Origin of the sequence: Kineosporia mesophila, from assembly GCF_021129235.1 — a bacterium.
Taxonomy (GTDB): domain Bacteria; phylum Actinomycetota; class Actinomycetes; order Actinomycetales; family Kineosporiaceae; genus Kineosporia; species Kineosporia mesophila.
On the sequence record NZ_JAJOMA010000024.1, the window covers coordinates 23,719 to 39,885 of the forward strand.

Annotated in this window: 15 protein-coding genes; 12 read left to right on the plus strand and 3 right to left on the minus strand. The window is 70.4% G+C overall.

Going from position 1 to position 16,167, the window contains the following annotated elements; all coding sequences use genetic code 11:
* Position 1: 1 nt before the first annotated feature.
* The 4 genes from LR393_RS27195 to LR393_RS27210 all read left to right on the plus strand — a co-directional run bounded on the left by LR393_RS27195 (position 2) and on the right by LR393_RS27210 (position 3,494).
* The gene (locus LR393_RS27195; RefSeq protein WP_231487735.1) at positions 2-757 is read left to right on the plus strand and encodes an ABC transporter permease; all 756 of its coding nucleotides are present in this window, start codon (positions 2-4) and stop codon (positions 755-757) included.
* Positions 758-822: 65 nt separating this feature from the next.
* Positions 823-2,013 (plus strand): sensor histidine kinase, encoded by a 1,191-nt coding sequence (locus tag LR393_RS27200; protein WP_231487736.1) that lies wholly within the window; start codon positions 823-825, stop codon positions 2,011-2,013.
* Positions 2,010-2,624: a response regulator transcription factor gene (locus LR393_RS27205; RefSeq protein WP_231487737.1), complete on the plus strand. Its 615-nt coding sequence runs from the start codon at positions 2,010-2,012 to the stop codon at positions 2,622-2,624. The genes LR393_RS27200 and LR393_RS27205 overlap by 4 nt, the downstream gene beginning before the upstream one ends.
* A gap of 162 nt (positions 2,625-2,786) precedes the next feature.
* A complete protein-coding gene (locus tag LR393_RS27210; RefSeq protein WP_231487738.1) occupies positions 2,787-3,494 on the plus strand; it encodes an HAD family hydrolase in 708 nt (235 codons plus the stop codon).
* A gap of 61 nt (positions 3,495-3,555) precedes the next feature.
* Here the strand turns inward: LR393_RS27210 and LR393_RS27215 are convergent, their stop codons facing one another.
* Positions 3,556-3,987 (minus strand): SRPBCC family protein, encoded by a 432-nt coding sequence (locus LR393_RS27215; protein WP_231487739.1) that lies wholly within the window; start codon positions 3,985-3,987, stop codon positions 3,556-3,558.
* Positions 3,988-4,117: 130 nt separating this feature from the next.
* On the opposite strand from LR393_RS27215, the gene dusB reads away from it, so the two are divergent.
* The 8 genes from dusB (at position 4,118) to LR393_RS27255 (ending at position 12,931) form a co-directional block, all read left to right on the plus strand.
* Positions 4,118-5,320 carry a tRNA dihydrouridine synthase DusB gene (gene dusB, locus LR393_RS27220; protein WP_231487740.1) on the plus strand — a complete coding sequence of 401 codons (1,203 nt, stop codon included), beginning with the start codon at positions 4,118-4,120 and terminating at the stop codon, positions 5,318-5,320.
* Between the two features lies 1 nt (position 5,321).
* Positions 5,322-6,566, plus strand: a complete 1,245-nt coding sequence (locus tag LR393_RS27225) for a deoxyguanosinetriphosphate triphosphohydrolase (RefSeq protein ID WP_231487741.1) — start codon at positions 5,322-5,324, stop codon at positions 6,564-6,566.
* A 105-nt stretch (positions 6,567-6,671) separates the two neighbouring features.
* Positions 6,672-7,016: a hypothetical protein gene (locus LR393_RS27230; protein WP_231487742.1), complete on the plus strand. Its 345-nt coding sequence runs from the start codon at positions 6,672-6,674 to the stop codon at positions 7,014-7,016.
* Between the two features lie 9 nt (positions 7,017-7,025).
* Positions 7,026-9,332 (plus strand): DNA primase, encoded by a 2,307-nt coding sequence (gene dnaG, locus LR393_RS36705; RefSeq protein WP_231487743.1) that lies wholly within the window; start codon positions 7,026-7,028, stop codon positions 9,330-9,332.
* Positions 9,333-9,351: 19 nt separating this feature from the next.
* Positions 9,352-9,906 carry a hypothetical protein gene (locus tag LR393_RS27240; protein ID WP_231487744.1) on the plus strand — a complete coding sequence of 185 codons (555 nt, stop codon included), beginning with the start codon at positions 9,352-9,354 and terminating at the stop codon, positions 9,904-9,906.
* 26 nt (positions 9,907-9,932) lie between these two features.
* Entirely contained in the window at positions 9,933-10,577 is a 645-nt protein-coding gene (locus tag LR393_RS27245; protein WP_231487745.1) for a MarR family winged helix-turn-helix transcriptional regulator, read from the plus strand.
* A gap of 90 nt (positions 10,578-10,667) precedes the next feature.
* A complete protein-coding gene (locus tag LR393_RS27250) occupies positions 10,668-12,626 on the plus strand; it encodes a glycosyltransferase family 2 protein (RefSeq protein ID WP_231487746.1) in 1,959 nt (652 codons plus the stop codon).
* Positions 12,623-12,931 (plus strand): hypothetical protein, encoded by a 309-nt coding sequence (locus LR393_RS27255; protein WP_231487747.1) that lies wholly within the window; start codon positions 12,623-12,625, stop codon positions 12,929-12,931. Before LR393_RS27250 ends, LR393_RS27255 begins: the two co-directional genes overlap by 4 nt.
* Positions 12,932-13,272: 341 nt before the next feature.
* Here LR393_RS27255 and LR393_RS27260 read toward each other — a convergent pair whose 3' ends face one another.
* Together LR393_RS27260 and LR393_RS27265 are read right to left on the minus strand one after the other, a co-directional pair.
* The gene (locus LR393_RS27260; protein ID WP_231487748.1) at positions 13,273-15,288 is read right to left on the minus strand and encodes a hypothetical protein; all 2,016 of its coding nucleotides are present in this window, start codon (positions 15,286-15,288) and stop codon (positions 13,273-13,275) included.
* Complete coding sequence (locus LR393_RS27265; protein WP_231487749.1) at positions 15,285-16,085, minus strand: hypothetical protein; 801 nt, start codon at positions 16,083-16,085, stop codon at positions 15,285-15,287. Before LR393_RS27265 ends, LR393_RS27260 begins: the two co-directional genes overlap by 4 nt.
* Positions 16,086-16,167: the final 82 nt, after the last annotated feature.

The following is a 16,167-nucleotide window of genomic DNA, read 5'->3' on the forward strand; positions in this document are numbered from 1 at the left end:
GATGAGCACGACGAGTATCGAACGCGGACCGGTCACCTTCAGCCCCACCTACCTCCTGCTCGAACTGCGCCGCTCGTTGCGCAACCGGCGCACCCTGATCTTCCTGGTGATCATGCCTCCGGTGTTCTTCCTGCTCTTCGGGCACGGCTACCGGGACAGCGACCCGGAAGCCTTCGCCTACGTGATGATCAGCATGGCCGTCTACGGCGCGATGATCGCGACCACCTCGATCGGCGCCCAGGTCTCGGTCGAGCGGTCACAGGGCTGGACCCGGCAGCTGCGCCTGACCCCGCTGCGGCCAACCGGTTACGTGCTCACCAAGGTCGGTGCGGCGCTGATTCTGGGTGTCGTGCCGGTCGTGATCGTGCTCGGGGTGGGCGCCGCTCTGGGGGCTCAGCTGAGCTTCGGTGAATGGATCGCTGCGGGGGTGCTGAGCTGGTTCTGCTCGCTGGTCTTCGCCGCCCTCGGCCTGTTCCTCGGATACCTGATCCCGGCCGAGAACGCGATGCAGTTCATGGGGCCGCTGCTGGCCCTGATGAGCTTCTTCGGCGGCCTGTTCCAGCCGCTCGACCAGATGCCGCAGGCCCTCCAGGACATCGCCCCGTGGATGCCCACCTACGCCGTGGGTCTGGTGGCCCGCAGCCCGATCACCGACTCCGGCCTGACCCTCGGTCATGTCGCCGACCTGCTGCTCTGGACCGGTGTCTTCGTGGCCGGCACCGCACTGCTCTTCCGCCGCGACACCCAGCGGGTCTGAAGACTGTCGGTGGGGTCGGATACGGTCTTTTCCATCAGCTCGTCGGGTCGCGTGAGGAGGTCGGCATGAGCACGGAAACCACTGCACCCGTGATGTTCGGCCGCCTGCGCGTCGGCCGGTGGGTCTTCTCGCCGAGCTGGTTGCTGTCCGGGGTCTGGCTGTTCTTCCTCAGCGAGACCTTCGGCGCCGCGCTCGATCTGGAGTCCTTGGTCCAGCGGGTGGTCGCGATCGCCGTGCTGCTGGTTTTCTGCGCGCTCTACATCTACGCGTTCCAGATGGCCCGCAGCCGCCGCTGGGTCGGTGAAGAGGTCGGCCCGGTCCGCTTCCTCACCGTGCTCGTCCTGGCGGTCGCCCTGACTCTGTCGCTCTGCCTGCTCGTCGGTGAGTACGGTCTGACGCTCGCCGTCTACGACGCGGTGATGGCGATCATGCTGATGCGTCCTGGGTGGGCGCTGGCCAGTGTGGTCGGCCTGGTGGTGGGCGTGGAGACCGCCACCCGTACGGTTCCGGGCTGGGTGCAGCAAGACGGTCTGGCCTTCTCCATCCTGCTGTCCTCGGTCGCGGTCTGGGGCATCTCGCAGATGGTGGCTCGCAATATCCAGCTCGCCCAGGCGCAGCAGCAGATCGCCCGGCTGGCGGTGGCCCGGGAGCGCGACCGCTTCGCCCGCGACCTGCACGATCTGCTCGGCCACTCGCTCACCGTGATCACCATGAAGAGCGAACTGGCCGGTCGCCTGGTGAGTCTCGACGCGGGCCGGGCCGAGCAGGAGATCGCCGACGTCGAGCGGCTGGCCCGCGACGCTCTCGCCGATGTGCGCGCGGCCGTGTCCGGGTACCGCGAGGTCACCCTGCCCTCGGAGCTGGTGTCGGCGCGCATCGCTCTCGACGCCGCGGGCATCGTGGCCGAACTGCCGAGCGCGGTGGACGAGGTGCCCGGCGACCGGCGCGAACTGTTCGGCTGGGCGGTGCGTGAGGGGGTGACCAACGTGGTGCGGCACTCCGGGGCGGGGCACTGCCGGGTCACGCTGTCGCGGACGTGCGTCGAAATTGTGGACGACGGTCACGGTCCGGGGTCAGTGGACGCGGTGGTGGTCGGGTCGGGGGACGAGTCGGTGGACGCCTCGGGGCACGGTCCGGGGAACGGGATGGGGAACGGGTTGCGGGGATTGCGGGAGCGGGCCGAGGCGGTGGGCGCGAGCGTGTCGGTGGGGCGCGGCGACGAGGGCCGGGGTTTTCGGTTGAGGGTGGGCTCGTGACGATCCGGCTGCTGCTCGCCGACGACCAGGCCATGGTGCGTGGGGCGCTCGCGGCCCTGCTGGGGCTGGAGCCGGACCTGGAGGTCGTGGCCGAGGTGGGGCGGGGCGACGAGGTGGTGGCCGCGGCACTGGAGAGCAAGGCCGAGGTGGCACTGGTTGACGTCGAGATGCCGGGGATGGACGGGCTGGCGGCCACGGCCGAGCTGCGCCGGGCCGTGCCGGGCTGCCGGGTGCTGATCGTGACGACGTTCGGGCGGCCCGGTTATCTGCGGCGGGCCATGGAGGCGGGGGCTGCGGGGTTCGTCGTGAAAGATACGCCGGCGCGGCAGCTGGCCGATGCCGTGCGCCGGGTGCATCAGGGGCTGCGGGTCGTCGATCCGACCCTGGCCGCAGAGACGCTCACCGCCGGGGCCAGTCCGCTGACCGCCCGCGAGACCGAGGTGCTCGCCGCCGCGCGGGGTGGGGGCACGGTGGCCGACCTGGCCCGGAAACTGAGCCTGAGCCAGGGCACGGTGCGCAACCACCTCTCCTCGGCGATCGGCAAGACCGGCGCCCGCACCCGGGCCGAGGCGGTGCGGCTGGCCGAGGACAACGGGTGGTTGCTGAGGTGAGCCGGGACAGGACTGAGACAGGGCAGGGCCGGGACAGGGCTGAGACAGGGCCGGGACAAGGCTGAGCTGGGTCGGGCTGAGCAGGGCTGGGCCGGCACAGGTTCGTGATGTGGGGGCAGCCGAGGATGGCACTGGTTTCGTGATGCGAGGGATGATGCGCGGATGACCGAGTTCGACGCAGTGCTGTTCGACGCCGGTGGGGTTCTGCTGCTGCCGAATCCGGAGACGACCGGTCCTCTGGTGGCTCCGTTCGGTGGCTCGACCCGTACGGCGGATCTCGAGCGGGCCCACTTCGCCGGGGCGCACGCCATGGATCACGCCCGGGCCGAGGGGGAGGATTCCGACTGGCAGGCCTACGCCCGGGCCTTCCTGCGGGCCACCGGGGCACAGATCGAGGGGCAGGAGAAGTCGGCGGCCGACGCCTTCATCGACGGGTTCAACCACACCTTGTGGCAGCACCCGATGCCGTCGGCGGCGCCGACGTTGCAGTCACTGGCCGACCGGGGCGTGCCGATCGGGATCGTCTCCAACGCCGAGGGCCAGGTAGAGGGTGACCTGGCCCGGTTCGGCATCTGTGGCGTCGACACCCCTGGGGTCGCGCGGGTGGCCTGCGTGGTGGACTCGCACGTCGTCGGGGTCCGGAAACCCGACCCCGCCATTTTCCTGCACGCTTTTGATGCCCTGGGCGTGCCGGCGTCCCCACGCATCGCCTATGTGGGTGACACCGTCTTCTTCGACGTGCGGTCCGCCACCGCGGCCGGCCTCACGCCCCTCCTGCACGACCCGTACGGGATGCACGAGGCCGACCCCCACCCCAGCGGCCCGCACCGCGTGCTATCCCGGCTCGGCGACCTGCTCGACCTGGTCTGACTCTCAGAACCCGATGCTCAGAACCCGACTCTCAGAAGACAGGCGCTCGGAAGGTGGGCGCTCAGTTCTGGAGACGGGGCTTCTGAGTGACCAGGCGCTCGACGTTGTGCAGGGTCTGGTCGAGACCGGCGTTGATGGTCTCGGGATCGTCGTGCTCGGTGTGCAGCGTGACGGCCAGCCGGGCCCCGTCTCCCTCGGGCGTGACCTGCAGCTTTCCGCCGTAGTTGTGATCGTTCAGAGCCGGGGTGCCCCAGGTGATGGCGCGATGGTCGGCGTCCACCGCGAACGAGGCATTGGACTCGACCCGCTCCGCGTGGCCGCTGTGCGTGGCCTCGGCGGGGATCCGGGCCGTCACGTGCACCTCGTCGCCGGTGGCGGAATGGGCGTCGGTGAGACCGGCGAAGTAGTTGGGCAGGTTCTCCACCCGGGACAGATAGTCGAACAGCTCGTCCGGGCTGGCGGCGATGGTGAGGGTGCGCTGGTACTCGGGCATTTCGGTACCTCCCGGTGGAAACTACGGGCGTGCCTGGTCACGGTGCGTCCTCAGCCTGATACAGCGCCGGAAAGGTGCATCTCCAGAGGCCGGTCAGGTTCACGTCCGAAGGTGGGAGACAATGGGACACGTGACAGCTCTGCAGGTCGGACCCCACCGGATCGCCACACCCGTCGTTCTCGCCCCGATGGCCGGGATCACGAACACGGCCTTCCGGCGGCTGTGTCGCGAGCAGATGGCGTCCGAGGGTGGTGAAGGGCTCTTCGTCAGCGAGATGGTCACGTCCCGCGCGCTGATCGAGCGGAACGACGAGTCGATGCGCCTGATCCAGCACGACCCGGACGAGAACCCGCGCAGTGTGCAGCTGTACGGCGTCGACCCGGCCACGGTCGGGGCCTGTGTGTCGATGCTGCTCGACGAGAACCGCGCCGACCACATCGACCTGAACTTCGGCTGCCCGGTGCAGAAGGTGACGCGCAAGGGCGGGGGAGCAGCGCTGCCCTGGAAGGCGGGGCTGTTCGCGGCGATCGTCTCGGCCGCGGTCAAGGCGGCCACTCCATACGGCGTGCCGGTGACGGTGAAGATGCGCAAGGGCATCGACGCGGATCACCTGTCCTACCTCGACGCCGGGCGCATCGCCGAGGCCGAGGGCGTGGCCACGGTGGCGCTGCACGGGCGCACGGCGGCCGAGTACTACTCGGGCCAGGCCGACTGGTCGGCGATCGCGAACCTGAAGCAGCACGTCACGAGCATCCCGGTGCTCGGCAACGGTGACATCTGGTCGGCCGACGACGCGGTGCGCATGATGGCCGAGACCGGCGCCGACGGCGTGGTGGTGGGCCGGGGCTGCCTGGGCCGCCCGTGGCTGTTCGCCGACCTGGCCGCGGCGCTCGACGGTCGCGCGACCCGCCGGCAGCCCGGGCTGGACTACGTGCTGGCCACGATGCGCCGCCACATTCAGCTACTGACCGAGCACTACGACGGCTACGAGAAGCCGGTCAAGAAGACCGGCCGCGACGCCGAGAGCAACGCCGAGAACCGGGCCTGCCGCGACTTCCGTAAGCACATCGCCTGGTACTTCAAGGGGTACGTGGTGGGCCGAGAGACCCGGGCGGCGCTGGCAATGATCAGCTCGCTGGCCGAGTTCGACGACCTGGCGGGCCAGCTCGACGGCAGCCAGCCCTACCCGGGCGAGCACGCCGAGGGGCCGCGGGGCCGGGCCGGATCGCCACGATCGGTGTCGCTGCCCCACGGCTGGCTGGACAGTCGCGAGATCGACGGAGAGCTCGCCGGCATCCTGCGGGAGGCCGAGCTCTCGGTCTCCGGCGGCTGAGATGGCTCCCTACGCTCCGGGGTACGAACCCGCCGACCAGGCCCGCTGGCATCCCGAACCGCCGAAAGACCCGCGCCGCGGCGAGTTCTCCCGCGACCGGGCCCGGGTGGTGCACTCCTCGGCGCTGCGCCGGCTCTCGGCCAAGACCCAGGTCGTGGGGCCCGGCTCGGACGAGTTCGTGCGCAACCGGCTCACCCACAGCCTCGAGGTGGCCCAGGTGGGGCGGGAGCTCGCCCTGGCCCTGGGTTGCGACCCGGACGTGGTGGACACCGCCTGCCTGGCGCACGACCTGGGGCACCCGCCCTTCGGGCACAACGGGGAGACGGCGCTCGACGAGATCAGCGCCGGCATCGGTGGATTCGAGGGCAACGCGCAGACCCTGCGGCTGCTGACCCGGCTCGAGCCCAAGGTGATGGGGCCGCGGCGGGCCCACGGGCTGAACCTGACCCGCGCCTCGCTCGACGCCGTCGCGAAATACCCCTGGCGCAGCGGTGAATCGCCGACGGAGGGCTCACGGAAGTTCGGCGCCTACGACGACGACCTGGCCGTGTTCGAGTGGCTGCGCGAGGGGGCTCCCGACCGGCACCGCTGCATCGAGGCCCAGGTCATGGACCTCTCCGACGACGTGGCCTACAGCGTGCACGACGTCGAGGATGCCATCGTCTCGCTGCGTTTCGACCCCGCGCGGCTGGAGCACGGCGACGAGACCGGGCACATCATCGAGGTCGTGCGCAGCTGGTACCTGCCCGACGTGGCCGACGACGTCATCGCCGAGGGCCTGGAGCGGCTGCGTCGGCTGCCGGCCTGGGTGACCTCGTTCGCCGGTGACTACGCCTCACTCGCCGCGCTGAAAGACATGACCTCACAACTCATCGGCCGGTTCGTGCGCTCGGTGGAAGAGGCCACGCGGGCACAGGCCGGCGGCAAGCCGCTCACCCGTTACCACGCCGATCTGGTGGTCCCGGTGGAGACGGAGGTGGAGATCGCCGTGCTCAAGGGTCTCGCCGCCGTCTACGTGATGACCGTCGAAGACCGTCAGCCGCTCTACAGCCGCCAGCGCGAACTCCTGATGGAACTCGTGCAGGTGCTGGAAGACCGCGCTCCGAAAGCCCTCGACCTTCAGTTCGCGGTGGACTGGAATGCGGCCCCGGACGACGCCGGGCGGCTGCGGGCCGTCATCGACCAGGTCGCGAGCCTCACCGACGCCCGCGCCGTGACCTGGCATCACGAACTGCTCCCCAACTGACACGCTGGGTGATTTGATCCGTTCTTGTGGTGGGCGAAGCACTCGGTGTCATATGGCACTGCCATCATGCCGTCCTCCACACCAGGGCCGACGGACAGGGCGCGCGTGAGCACTGACTACTTCCAGAACCGTTCGAGCTACGAGGGTACGCGGCGTGGTCTGGAGGCACCGCGGGATCGTGAGCGGGGCCGAACCGGCAGCCTTCCGCTGGAGACGGGCTCGCGGCGGGTGGTGCGCCCGCCGACGGCGGCCGCGCACAGCATCACCTGGGGCACGACGATCAAGATCACGCTGGCCATCTACTTCGGGATCATGATGGTGCTGGTGACGCTGGCGCTCGTGAGTTTCCTGGTGCTGCGCCTGGCGATCGGCGTGGCCGGTGACCAGCTCGAAGAGCTGAAGATCAATTGGCAGACCACCTCGGCGGAGGAATCCACCGCCACGCCGTAGAATCACCGGGTGAGGATCCGCCGCGAGGACGTCGAGACCGTCCGGGAGCGGTCCCGGATCGAAGAGATCATCGGCGAGCACGTCTCGCTGCGGCCTGCCGGGGTCGGGGCCCTGAAGGGCCTGTGCCCCTTCCACGACGAGAAGACGCCGTCCTTCAACGTGCGGCCGACCGTAGGTTTCTTCCACTGTTTCGGCTGCCAGAAGGGCGGCGACGTCATCTCCTTCGTGCAGGAGATCGACAGCCTTTCGTTCGCCGAGGCGGTCGAGCGCCTGGCCCAGCGCCTGGGCCTGGAGCTGCGCTACGAGGACGACAACGGCAACGAGGGCAAGCGGCCCGGCCAGGAGGGCGTCAACCAGAGGCGGCGTCTGCTGGAGGCCAACCGCATGGCCGCGCAGTTCTTCGCCGAGCAGCTGGGCACCTCGCCCGACGCGTCCATCGGCCGGCAGTTCCTGGTCGACCGGGGCTTCGACCAGGCGGCGGCCGAGCTGTTCGGGGTCGGTTTCGCGCCGCGCGGCGGTGAGGTGCTCACCCGCCACCTCCAGGGCCGCGGGTTCACCGGCGACGAACTGGTGGCCGCCGGTCTGTCGGGGCAGGGGCGGCGCGGGCTGTACGACCGGTTCCGCGGCCGGCTGATCTGGCCGATCCGCGACGTCACCGGTGACAACATCGGTTTCGGGGCGCGGCGGCTGTTCGACGACGACACGATCGAGGCCAAGTACCTCAACACCCCGGAGACCGCGCTCTACAAGAAGTCCCACGTGCTCTACGGCGTCGACCTGGCCAAGCGCGAGATCGCCAAGAGTCACCAGGTGATCGTGGTCGAGGGCTACACCGACGTGATGGCCTGCCACCTGGCCGGTGAGCCCACCGCCGTGGCCACCTGCGGCACCGCGTTCGCCGCCGACCACATCCGCATCGTGCGGCGCCTGATCGGTGACGAGCGCAACTCCGGCGGCCGGGTGATCTTCACGTTCGACGGTGACGCGGCCGGGCAGAAGGCCGCGCTGAAGGCGTTCGAAGACGACCAGCGGTTCGTCTCGCAGACCTACGTCGCGGTGGCCCCGAGCGGGATGGACCCGTGCGACCTTCGGCTCCAGCAGGGCAACGAGGCGGTGAAGGAGCTCATCGGCTCGCGTCGCCCGATGTTCGAGTTCAAGATCCAGTCGATCATGAACGAGGTCGACCTCACCACGGTCGAGGGCAGCGTGCGCGGGCTGCGCCTGGCCGCGCCGGTCGTCGCGGGTATCCGCGACGAGGTGATCCGCCTCGGGTACGCCGTGAAGCTCGCCAACATGCTGGGCATGGAAGACGAACCGGTCCGGCAGGCGATCGACCGGGCTCAGCGCGACCAGAGGGCGGGCGGCGCCGCGGGTGCGGTCAATGGTGGACGTCCCGGTCAGGGTCGCGAGTCCGGTGCCGGTGGACGTCGGGGAGACGGGGGACGGCCGCCGCGTCGCGGTGACGGTCCTCCCGGGGGTGTGCGGCAGGCCGACGGCTCGTGGCTCATGCCCGACGGCACGTACATCCTTCCCCCGCCCGAGCCCAAGCGGGAATGGAAGGGCAAGGGCGGCAAGGGGGGTGGCTGGGGCGAGGGCGATCGCCAGCGCTGGAACAACGGCGAGGGCAAGACCGGCTACGCCAACAACAACAGCTACGGCAACAACGGTTTCGGCCATCAGGGCGGCTGGAACGATCACGAGCCGCCGCCGGACGACGTGCCCCCGCCGCCCGAGGACGAGCCCGCGCACGATGCCTTCGACTCCGGGTTCGGGCAGCCGGGCCGGTCCGCGGCCCCTCGTACCTCGATGCGTCCCAATATGAACCGCCCCAACCGCACCGACCCGGTGGCGGCGATCGAGCGGCAGGCACTGGAGTGCATGTTGCAGGTACCCCGGCTGGTGCCCCCGCACGACGCGGACACCCTGAGTGGTGAGGCGTTCCAGACCCCGGCCTACCGCGCGGTGCACGACGCGATCCGGGCGGCGGGCGGCATGGCCGAGGCCACCGGCATGGCCGGCCCGGCCTGGGTGACGATGGTGCAGGACTACGCGCCCGACGTGGTGGTGCCGATGATCACCGAGCTCGCGGTGGCGCCGATGCCCGCCGACCGCGAGGAGGAGATGGCCAAGTACGCCGCCTCGATGGTGCTCAAGGTCGCGGAAACCGCTCTGCTGCACCGCATCGGGAACCTGCGCAGCCGGGTGCAGATGATGGCCCCGGACGACGACATGGCTGCCGCGTTCGCCGAGCTGGTCGCGGCCGAGAACGAGCGCCGGGCCCTGCGCGACCGTATCAACGGCAGCAGCCTGGAGTGACACAGCTGAAGGGTTTTCGATGCGATTGATCCCGCGCCGGCCGAAACGGGCGGTCATGCCCGACGGCATGGAACAGGCTCTCGGGCTGGACGAGCCCGGCACCGCCCGGCTGCTGGCCTGGTCGGTGCTGGTGGGTGGGGGCGCGGCCGCCGCCACCGTCCGCGACCTGCGCATCGTCACCCCCCGCGGGGAACGGATGGTGCACACCTGGGACGCTGTCGACCGCGCGGTCTGGGACCAGGACTCCCGCATGCTGGTGATCTGGTGGGTGCACTCCCGCAAGACCACACCCCTGGAGATCCAGGACGACGTGGGCCGGCTGCCCGAGGTGGTGCGCGAGCGCGTGCAGTCGTCGGTCGTGCTGAGCGCGAGTGTGCCCATGCGGCGCGGGAAACCGGCCAAGGTGGCCCTGCGCCGCGACCCGGACGGCCGGCTGCTGGCCCAGTCGCTGCTGCCGCCCGGTCTGCGGGCCGACGCCCCCGACTTGAAGCCGGTCATCGACCAGGCGCTCGCCGACCTGTGGGCGGAGGCAGGCGAACAGGGGCTGAACGCCGGTGCCCCGCCCGCGATCTGAATGGGCGTCGGCGCCGGGGTGCGGCGATGATGGAGAGCATGGACGGCCAGACCGGTGAGCAGTGGTGGGACCTGGCCTACCAGCAGCGACAGGAAGAGCAGCGGGAAGAACGGCAGCAGCGCCTGGCCCGTCAGATGGCCGCGCAACTGGCCGAGCCGAAGCCGCCGCCCGCGCCGGAACCCGGACCGGAGCCGGAGCCGGAACCCGATCCGCTCGCTGCCCAGGACCTCACCTTCCTGCTCGGCGCCGCCTACCAGTCGATCCAGACCGAGTTCCGCACCGAGCTCGACAGCGCGGGCTACGCCGACGTGCGTCCGTTGCACAGCCTGGTGTTCCAGGTGCTCCAGACCCGCGGCGGGTGCACCAGCGGCGATCTCGCCGATGACCTGGGCCTGACCCGGCAGGCCACCCTGCAGACGGTGAAAGACCTGGAGAAGCGCGGCTACCTGCGCCAGGCCCCGCACCCGGAGGGCGGCCGGCGGGTGCTCTACGTGCTCACCGAGAAGGCTCAGCAACATCTGCGCGCCGCCGGTTACGTGCTGGGCCGCATCGAGAACCGGCTCGTGGACAAGATCGGCGACCAGAGCCTGACGGTTCTGCGCACCCGTCTGGCCCAGCTGGTTCGAGCCCAGGTGGGAGACGACGTCCCACCCCTGCGCCCCCTCTGGTGACGGGGAAGGTTGGCATGATCACGACCCAGAAACTTCCTTTGAACTGCTGTCTCCTCAACTCGGACCGCTGAACCGCCGAGTTCGACAGGTGTGACGATTCCGGGAGGTGTGCGTTCCGCCGCGCCGCCCATCGTCATTCCCCGGCCGAGGGGCCGTCACGCCGGTGAGGATCTGCCGCCCACCCTCATCGGTGACGTACTGGTCGAACGGGACCTGCTCTCCGCGGGCGATCTGGCCTGGGCCCTCGACGTGCAGAAGCGCACCGGCTCCCGGCTGGGCGCGATCCTCATCGCCTCGGGCCTGGTGCGGCGCCTCGATCTGTACCGCACGCTGGCCACGGTCTGGGACAGCGAGTTCGTCGACGTGGCCAACACCGAGATCGACCCGGAGCTGGTGGACGGGCTGGAACCCCGGGTGCTCGTGGACGAGGGCTGGATCCCGGTGCGTCACGACGCCGACGGGGTGCTGGTGGTCGCTACGGCGGAGGAGCCGAGCTGGGCTCGCCGCCGGCACATCGAGCAGCTCGTCGGGGTGCCGGTCCGCCTCAGCGTGACGTCCGACTGGGACATCGCCCTGGCCATGCGCAGAGTGTTCCGCGAGCAGCTGATCGACGAGGCCGCGAACGGGCTGTGGCAGCGGCACCCGGCGGCCTCGGCCCGGGAGGTGCTCTCCACCGGCCAGAAGGTGGTGGGCCTGTCGGTGGCCAGCGCCGGGATCTTCGCGATGCTGTTCCAGCCCCTGCTCACGCTGCTCGTGGTGTCGATGCTGGTGGCGGTCTTCTTCCTGGTCGGGGTGCTGTTCAAGTTCGTGGTCTGCCTGGTCGGGGCCCGCCGCGAGGCCGCGGTGCCGATCACCGACGACGACGTGGCCGCGCTGACCGACGAGGAGCTGCCCGTCTACACCGTGCTGGTGCCGGTCTACCGCGAGGCGAACATCGTGGCCGATCTGATCGGCAACCTCGGCAGTCTCGACTACCCGGTCGAGAAGCTCGAGATCCTGCTGCTCCTGGAGGAGGCGGACGACGAGACCCGGCTGGCCGCGGCCGCCGCCGACTGCCCGAGCACGATCACGTTCGTGGTGGTGCCCCAGGGTGGCCCGCAGACCAAGCCCAAGGCCTGCAACATCGGACTGTTCTTCGCGCACGGCGAGTTCCTGGTGATCTACGACGCCGAGGACCGGCCCGAGCCCGACCAGCTGAAGAAGGCCGTGATCGCCTTTCGCCGGGCGCAGGAGCAGGGCAACGAGAAGCTGGTCTGCGTCCAGGCGGCGCTGAATTACTGGAATGCCGAGGAAAATGCGCTGACCAGGATGTTCACCCTGGAATACAGCTTCTGGTTCGACTACATGCTGCCCGGGCTGGAGGCCCTGCGACTCCCGATCCCGCTGGGCGGCACCAGTAATCACTTCCGCACCCAGCCCCTGCGCGACCTGGGTGGCTGGGACCCGTACAACGTCACCGAGGACGCCGACCTGGGCATCCGCGCGGCCTCGCTGGGTTACACGGTCGGCGTGATCAACTCGACCACCTACGAGGAGGCGAACCGGGCCTACGGCAACTGGATCCGGCAGCGCTCCCGCTGGATCAAGGGCTACCTGCAGACCACGCTCGTGCACACCCGCCGCCCGGTGCGCCTGGTGCGGGAGGCCGGGGCGGTGCAGGCCCTGGCGTTCGCCCTGCTGGTCGGCGGCACACCCCTGTCGTTCCTGCTGTCCCCGCCGCTCTACGCCCTGTTCATCACCAGCCTGCTGGTCCCGATCGAGTCGCTGAACGCGCTCTTCCCCTCACCGATCCTCCAGATCAGCCTGGGCAACCTGCTGCTGGGCAACTCGATGATGATCTACGTGACGATGATGGGGGCCTTCAAGCGCCGCCGCTACCGCCTCGTGCCCTGGGCGCTGCTGAATCCCCTCTACTGGATGATGCATTCGATCTCGGCCTACAAGGCGTTGTGGCAGTTGATCACCAACCCGCACTACTGGGAGAAGACCACCCACGGGCTGTCGAGCGTCCATCATCCGGATCCCGAACACCCCGGGAACCCGGCGTGATCACGTTCCTGGCCCTGTTCGGCGCGGGCACCCTGCTCTTCCTGGTGCTGCGGGCCCTGCGCCGGTTCGCCGTGCACGGCTCGACCGCCGAGGGGCTGCTCGCCGGACTGGCGTTCGGCGTGCTGGTGCTGGTGAAGCCGCTGCTGCTGATCCCGGTGGCCGCGCTCGTCGCGATCAGCGCGGTGATCACCGCCCGGCACCGTCCCGGAGAACCCGGTGCCGCCGTGGCTGCCGCCAGCCTGCTGATGTTCCCGGCGGCCGCGGCGACTGCCTCCTCGGCGTTCCTGATCTGGCGTCTGGGATGACCGGAAACCTATGGTCCCGCCGTGCTGAGAGCGATCCGTGATGCGTTGGTGGGGGCCGGAGCCCGGCTGTGGCTGCGGCACTGGCCGGCGTCACGCCCAGATCGATGTCGGTCATGCCGTCCTGGTCGAGATACGTGCTGTTGACGCGATCTGCAGGCGGGCGCCGGGCGCGGCGTCCTTCGGCATCTCGATCGCCCCGGTCGCGTACCGGGCCAGGCCGACCGGGGCCGTGCCGGGCTGCTAGATGCCGCGGCCGTCGGTGGCCGGCGGGCAGACCCGGCCCTGGTTGTCCTCGATCGCCGCGTACGGCAGCGACGCCGTCTCGCCCTGGACCACGATCTTCACCGCACGGTGACGAACACGCCGGGGGAGCGGTAGTTCGCCTGGTCGTAACCGGCTGTCAGATCAGACAAACCACCTACCGACATGGCTGTGACCTCGGCGTGCCGCAGCTCGACCGGCCTGTCCACCGAACCCCCGCGCTGGAACAGCGGCACGTAGTCGGGGTTGTCCTTGCCGGCCTCCATGACGAAACGCCCCACCGCGAGCGCCGCGATGATCAGCACCACGAGCAGCACGACCCGCCGCATCGGGGTGCGGGAACCCGAACCACCACGCTGGGGACCGCCGGGCTGCCAGGCCTTGTCGCGGTTGCCGGGGAAGGCCGGGCCGGGACCGCCGAGCAGCCGGGGGCCGCCCTCGTCCCAGAAGCGCTCGTCCCACTCCTTCGGGTCGCGGCTCTTCGGAGCTCTGTTCTGGCTGTCCGGGCTACCCGTCTCCGGGTCGTCCCAGGGCCGCACCGCCTTGTTCTGCGTCTCGAACGACCCCCGGCCCCGCGACTCGTCGGCCTCTTCCGGCCGGGCCCGCTGAACCGGCGCGCCCCAGCCCATCTCGCCGGAGGCGGGCGGGCTCTGCCGGATCTCGCCCGAGGGCGGCTGGTACTCGTCCACCCCGGGGGTCGCGTACCCGTTGAGGGGCGGCGACGGCTGCACCTGCTGCCAGCCCGGGGCGTCGTCGGTGACGGGAGGCTGCGAGCCGGTCTGGTAGTCCTCGAAGGACGCCCACTCGGGCTGCTGGAACCCGGCCGGCGCCGTCTGCGGGTACTCCGGGTCCTGGTACGGCGTCGCGTACTCGATCCGGTCCATCCCGTCGGTCGCGGGACGCTGGTACTCCGCCTGCGGGTACTGATTCTGGCCGTACTCGTTCTGGCCGTACTGACCCGGGTACTGCTCCGGGTGCGCCGCGGGCTGCTGGGTCGGCTGGGACTCCGACCGCCAGGCCTCTGGCTGCTGGAACTCGGGCTGGGACCCGGACCGGCCGGACTGCCAGGCGGCAGGCTGCGAAACCTCGGCCTGGGACCCGGACTGCCAGGAGGCGGGCTGCTGGACCTCGGCCTGGGACTCGGGCTGGCCGGACTGCCAGGCGGCGGGCTGTGGAACCTCGGTCTGGGACCCGGACTGCCACGAGGCGGCCCGCTGGACCTCGGCCTGGGACTCGGGCTGGCCGGACTGCCAGGCGGCGGGCTGCGGAACCTCGGCCTGGGACCCGGACTGCCACGAGGCGGCCCGCTGGAACTCGGGCTGGGACTCGGGCTGGCCGGACTGCCAGGCGGCGGGCTGCTGGACCTCCGGCTGTGATCCCGACTGCTCCGACTGCCCTGACTGCCCCGACTGCCAGGCCGCAGGCTGCTGGAACTGGGGCTGGGGTCCCGATTGCCCCGGCTGCGGCGACGACCACGCGGCGGGCTGCTGCGGCTCGGGATGGCGAACCGTCGGCTGGTCGAACTCGCGCGGCTGCTCCACCACCCTGCGCGGTTCGACCGGCTGAAGCTGCTCGAACTGCCGGGGACGCTCGGGTGCGCGCACCGTCGGCTCGAACTGCGGCGCCGACGGAACGGGAGACTGCTGCTCCGGAGCCGACTGCACCGGAGCCGATGGGGCCGAGGGCGCCTGGGGCCGGGGCGAGTCCCACCGCGCGGCCTGCTGCTCGCTCGCGGCCTGCCGGGCACCGCTGAAGAACGCGCTGCCACCGGCGGTCGCCGGGTACGACACCGGCGGCTGGTACTCCGTGGCGGTCTGCCGGGTGTCCGCGGCGAAGAGGCTCGAGGAGTCCTCGCCGAACGAGGCCGCGGCACCCGCCCACCGCTGGTGGGCGTTGTCCCGCGGGCGCTCGCCCTCCGGGGGCTCCCACCCGTCCGCGAGCGGGATCGGCCGGCCGGTGACATCGCGGTACACCGCCGAGGACTGGTCCTGCGCGGGCGCGCGCGACTCCTCCGGCTCGGCGGAGGCCTCCGCGGAGGACTGCGGTCCGGTCCTGGTGGTCAGGCCCTGCCTGGACCAGTTGTTCTGGGTGCTCATCCGGCGGCCCTCGTATCGGTCACCGTGAAGCTTCCGGCGTTCGTGGTGTCGGTCCCCGCGTCAGTCAAGGTTTCTGTTTCCGTATCAGTCGGTGGGTCGGTCGTGCCCGCCGAATCGTTGCCCGCGACTTTCGCGGGCTGCACCGTGAGTGCCGACTCGGCGATCACTGCCGGGTCGAGCCACATCTCGGTCTGGTCAAGGGAGTTCACGCGCAGGGTGTGCCGGACGAGCTGGACCGTCACCTCGTCGGCGGCCCGGGCGGAACCGCGCTGCTCGTACAGGAAGGCCGCCTCGTAGGTCAGACCCGGCTGCAGCGGGTTCAGGGTGCTGCTGTCGGCGTGGTGAAGCAGCTGATCGGCGCCGTGCCGATCGGTGCGGTCGTCGTCGTCCGCCGTGGTCAGGTCGAACTCCGGGCCACTGACCAGACCGTCGACGCCGTTCACGGTGACAGCCTCCTGGGTGTAGAGGGGAGCCAGGCTCTTGTCGCTCGTGTTCTCGACGATCGCCGGCCGGCAACTCACATTCTCCATGGTCGGGACCCCGGGAAGTTCGTCCGCCCACACCAGACGCTTGATCGTGATGTCGAGAGGGTCCGCCGTCATCGTGGTGCCGACCTTGATCGCGGTCGCTCGGTCACTGCCGTCCGCCTCTTCCAGTCCGCCGAACGCCGCGGTCACGCCGAGGATCACAGCAGTGACACCGACGCCGAAGTTCCGCAGGGGCTGCTCGAGCAGGCGCTCGGCGACCCCACTGCGTTCGGCCGACGGTTCCTCGGGGGGAACGGATGGTAGTGACATCGGGACGGATTCTAGGGACATGCCCTTGGTGTGGTGGGTGTTTCTTCTGCTTATGACCGCCCGGAGCAACCTGGTTACGTAT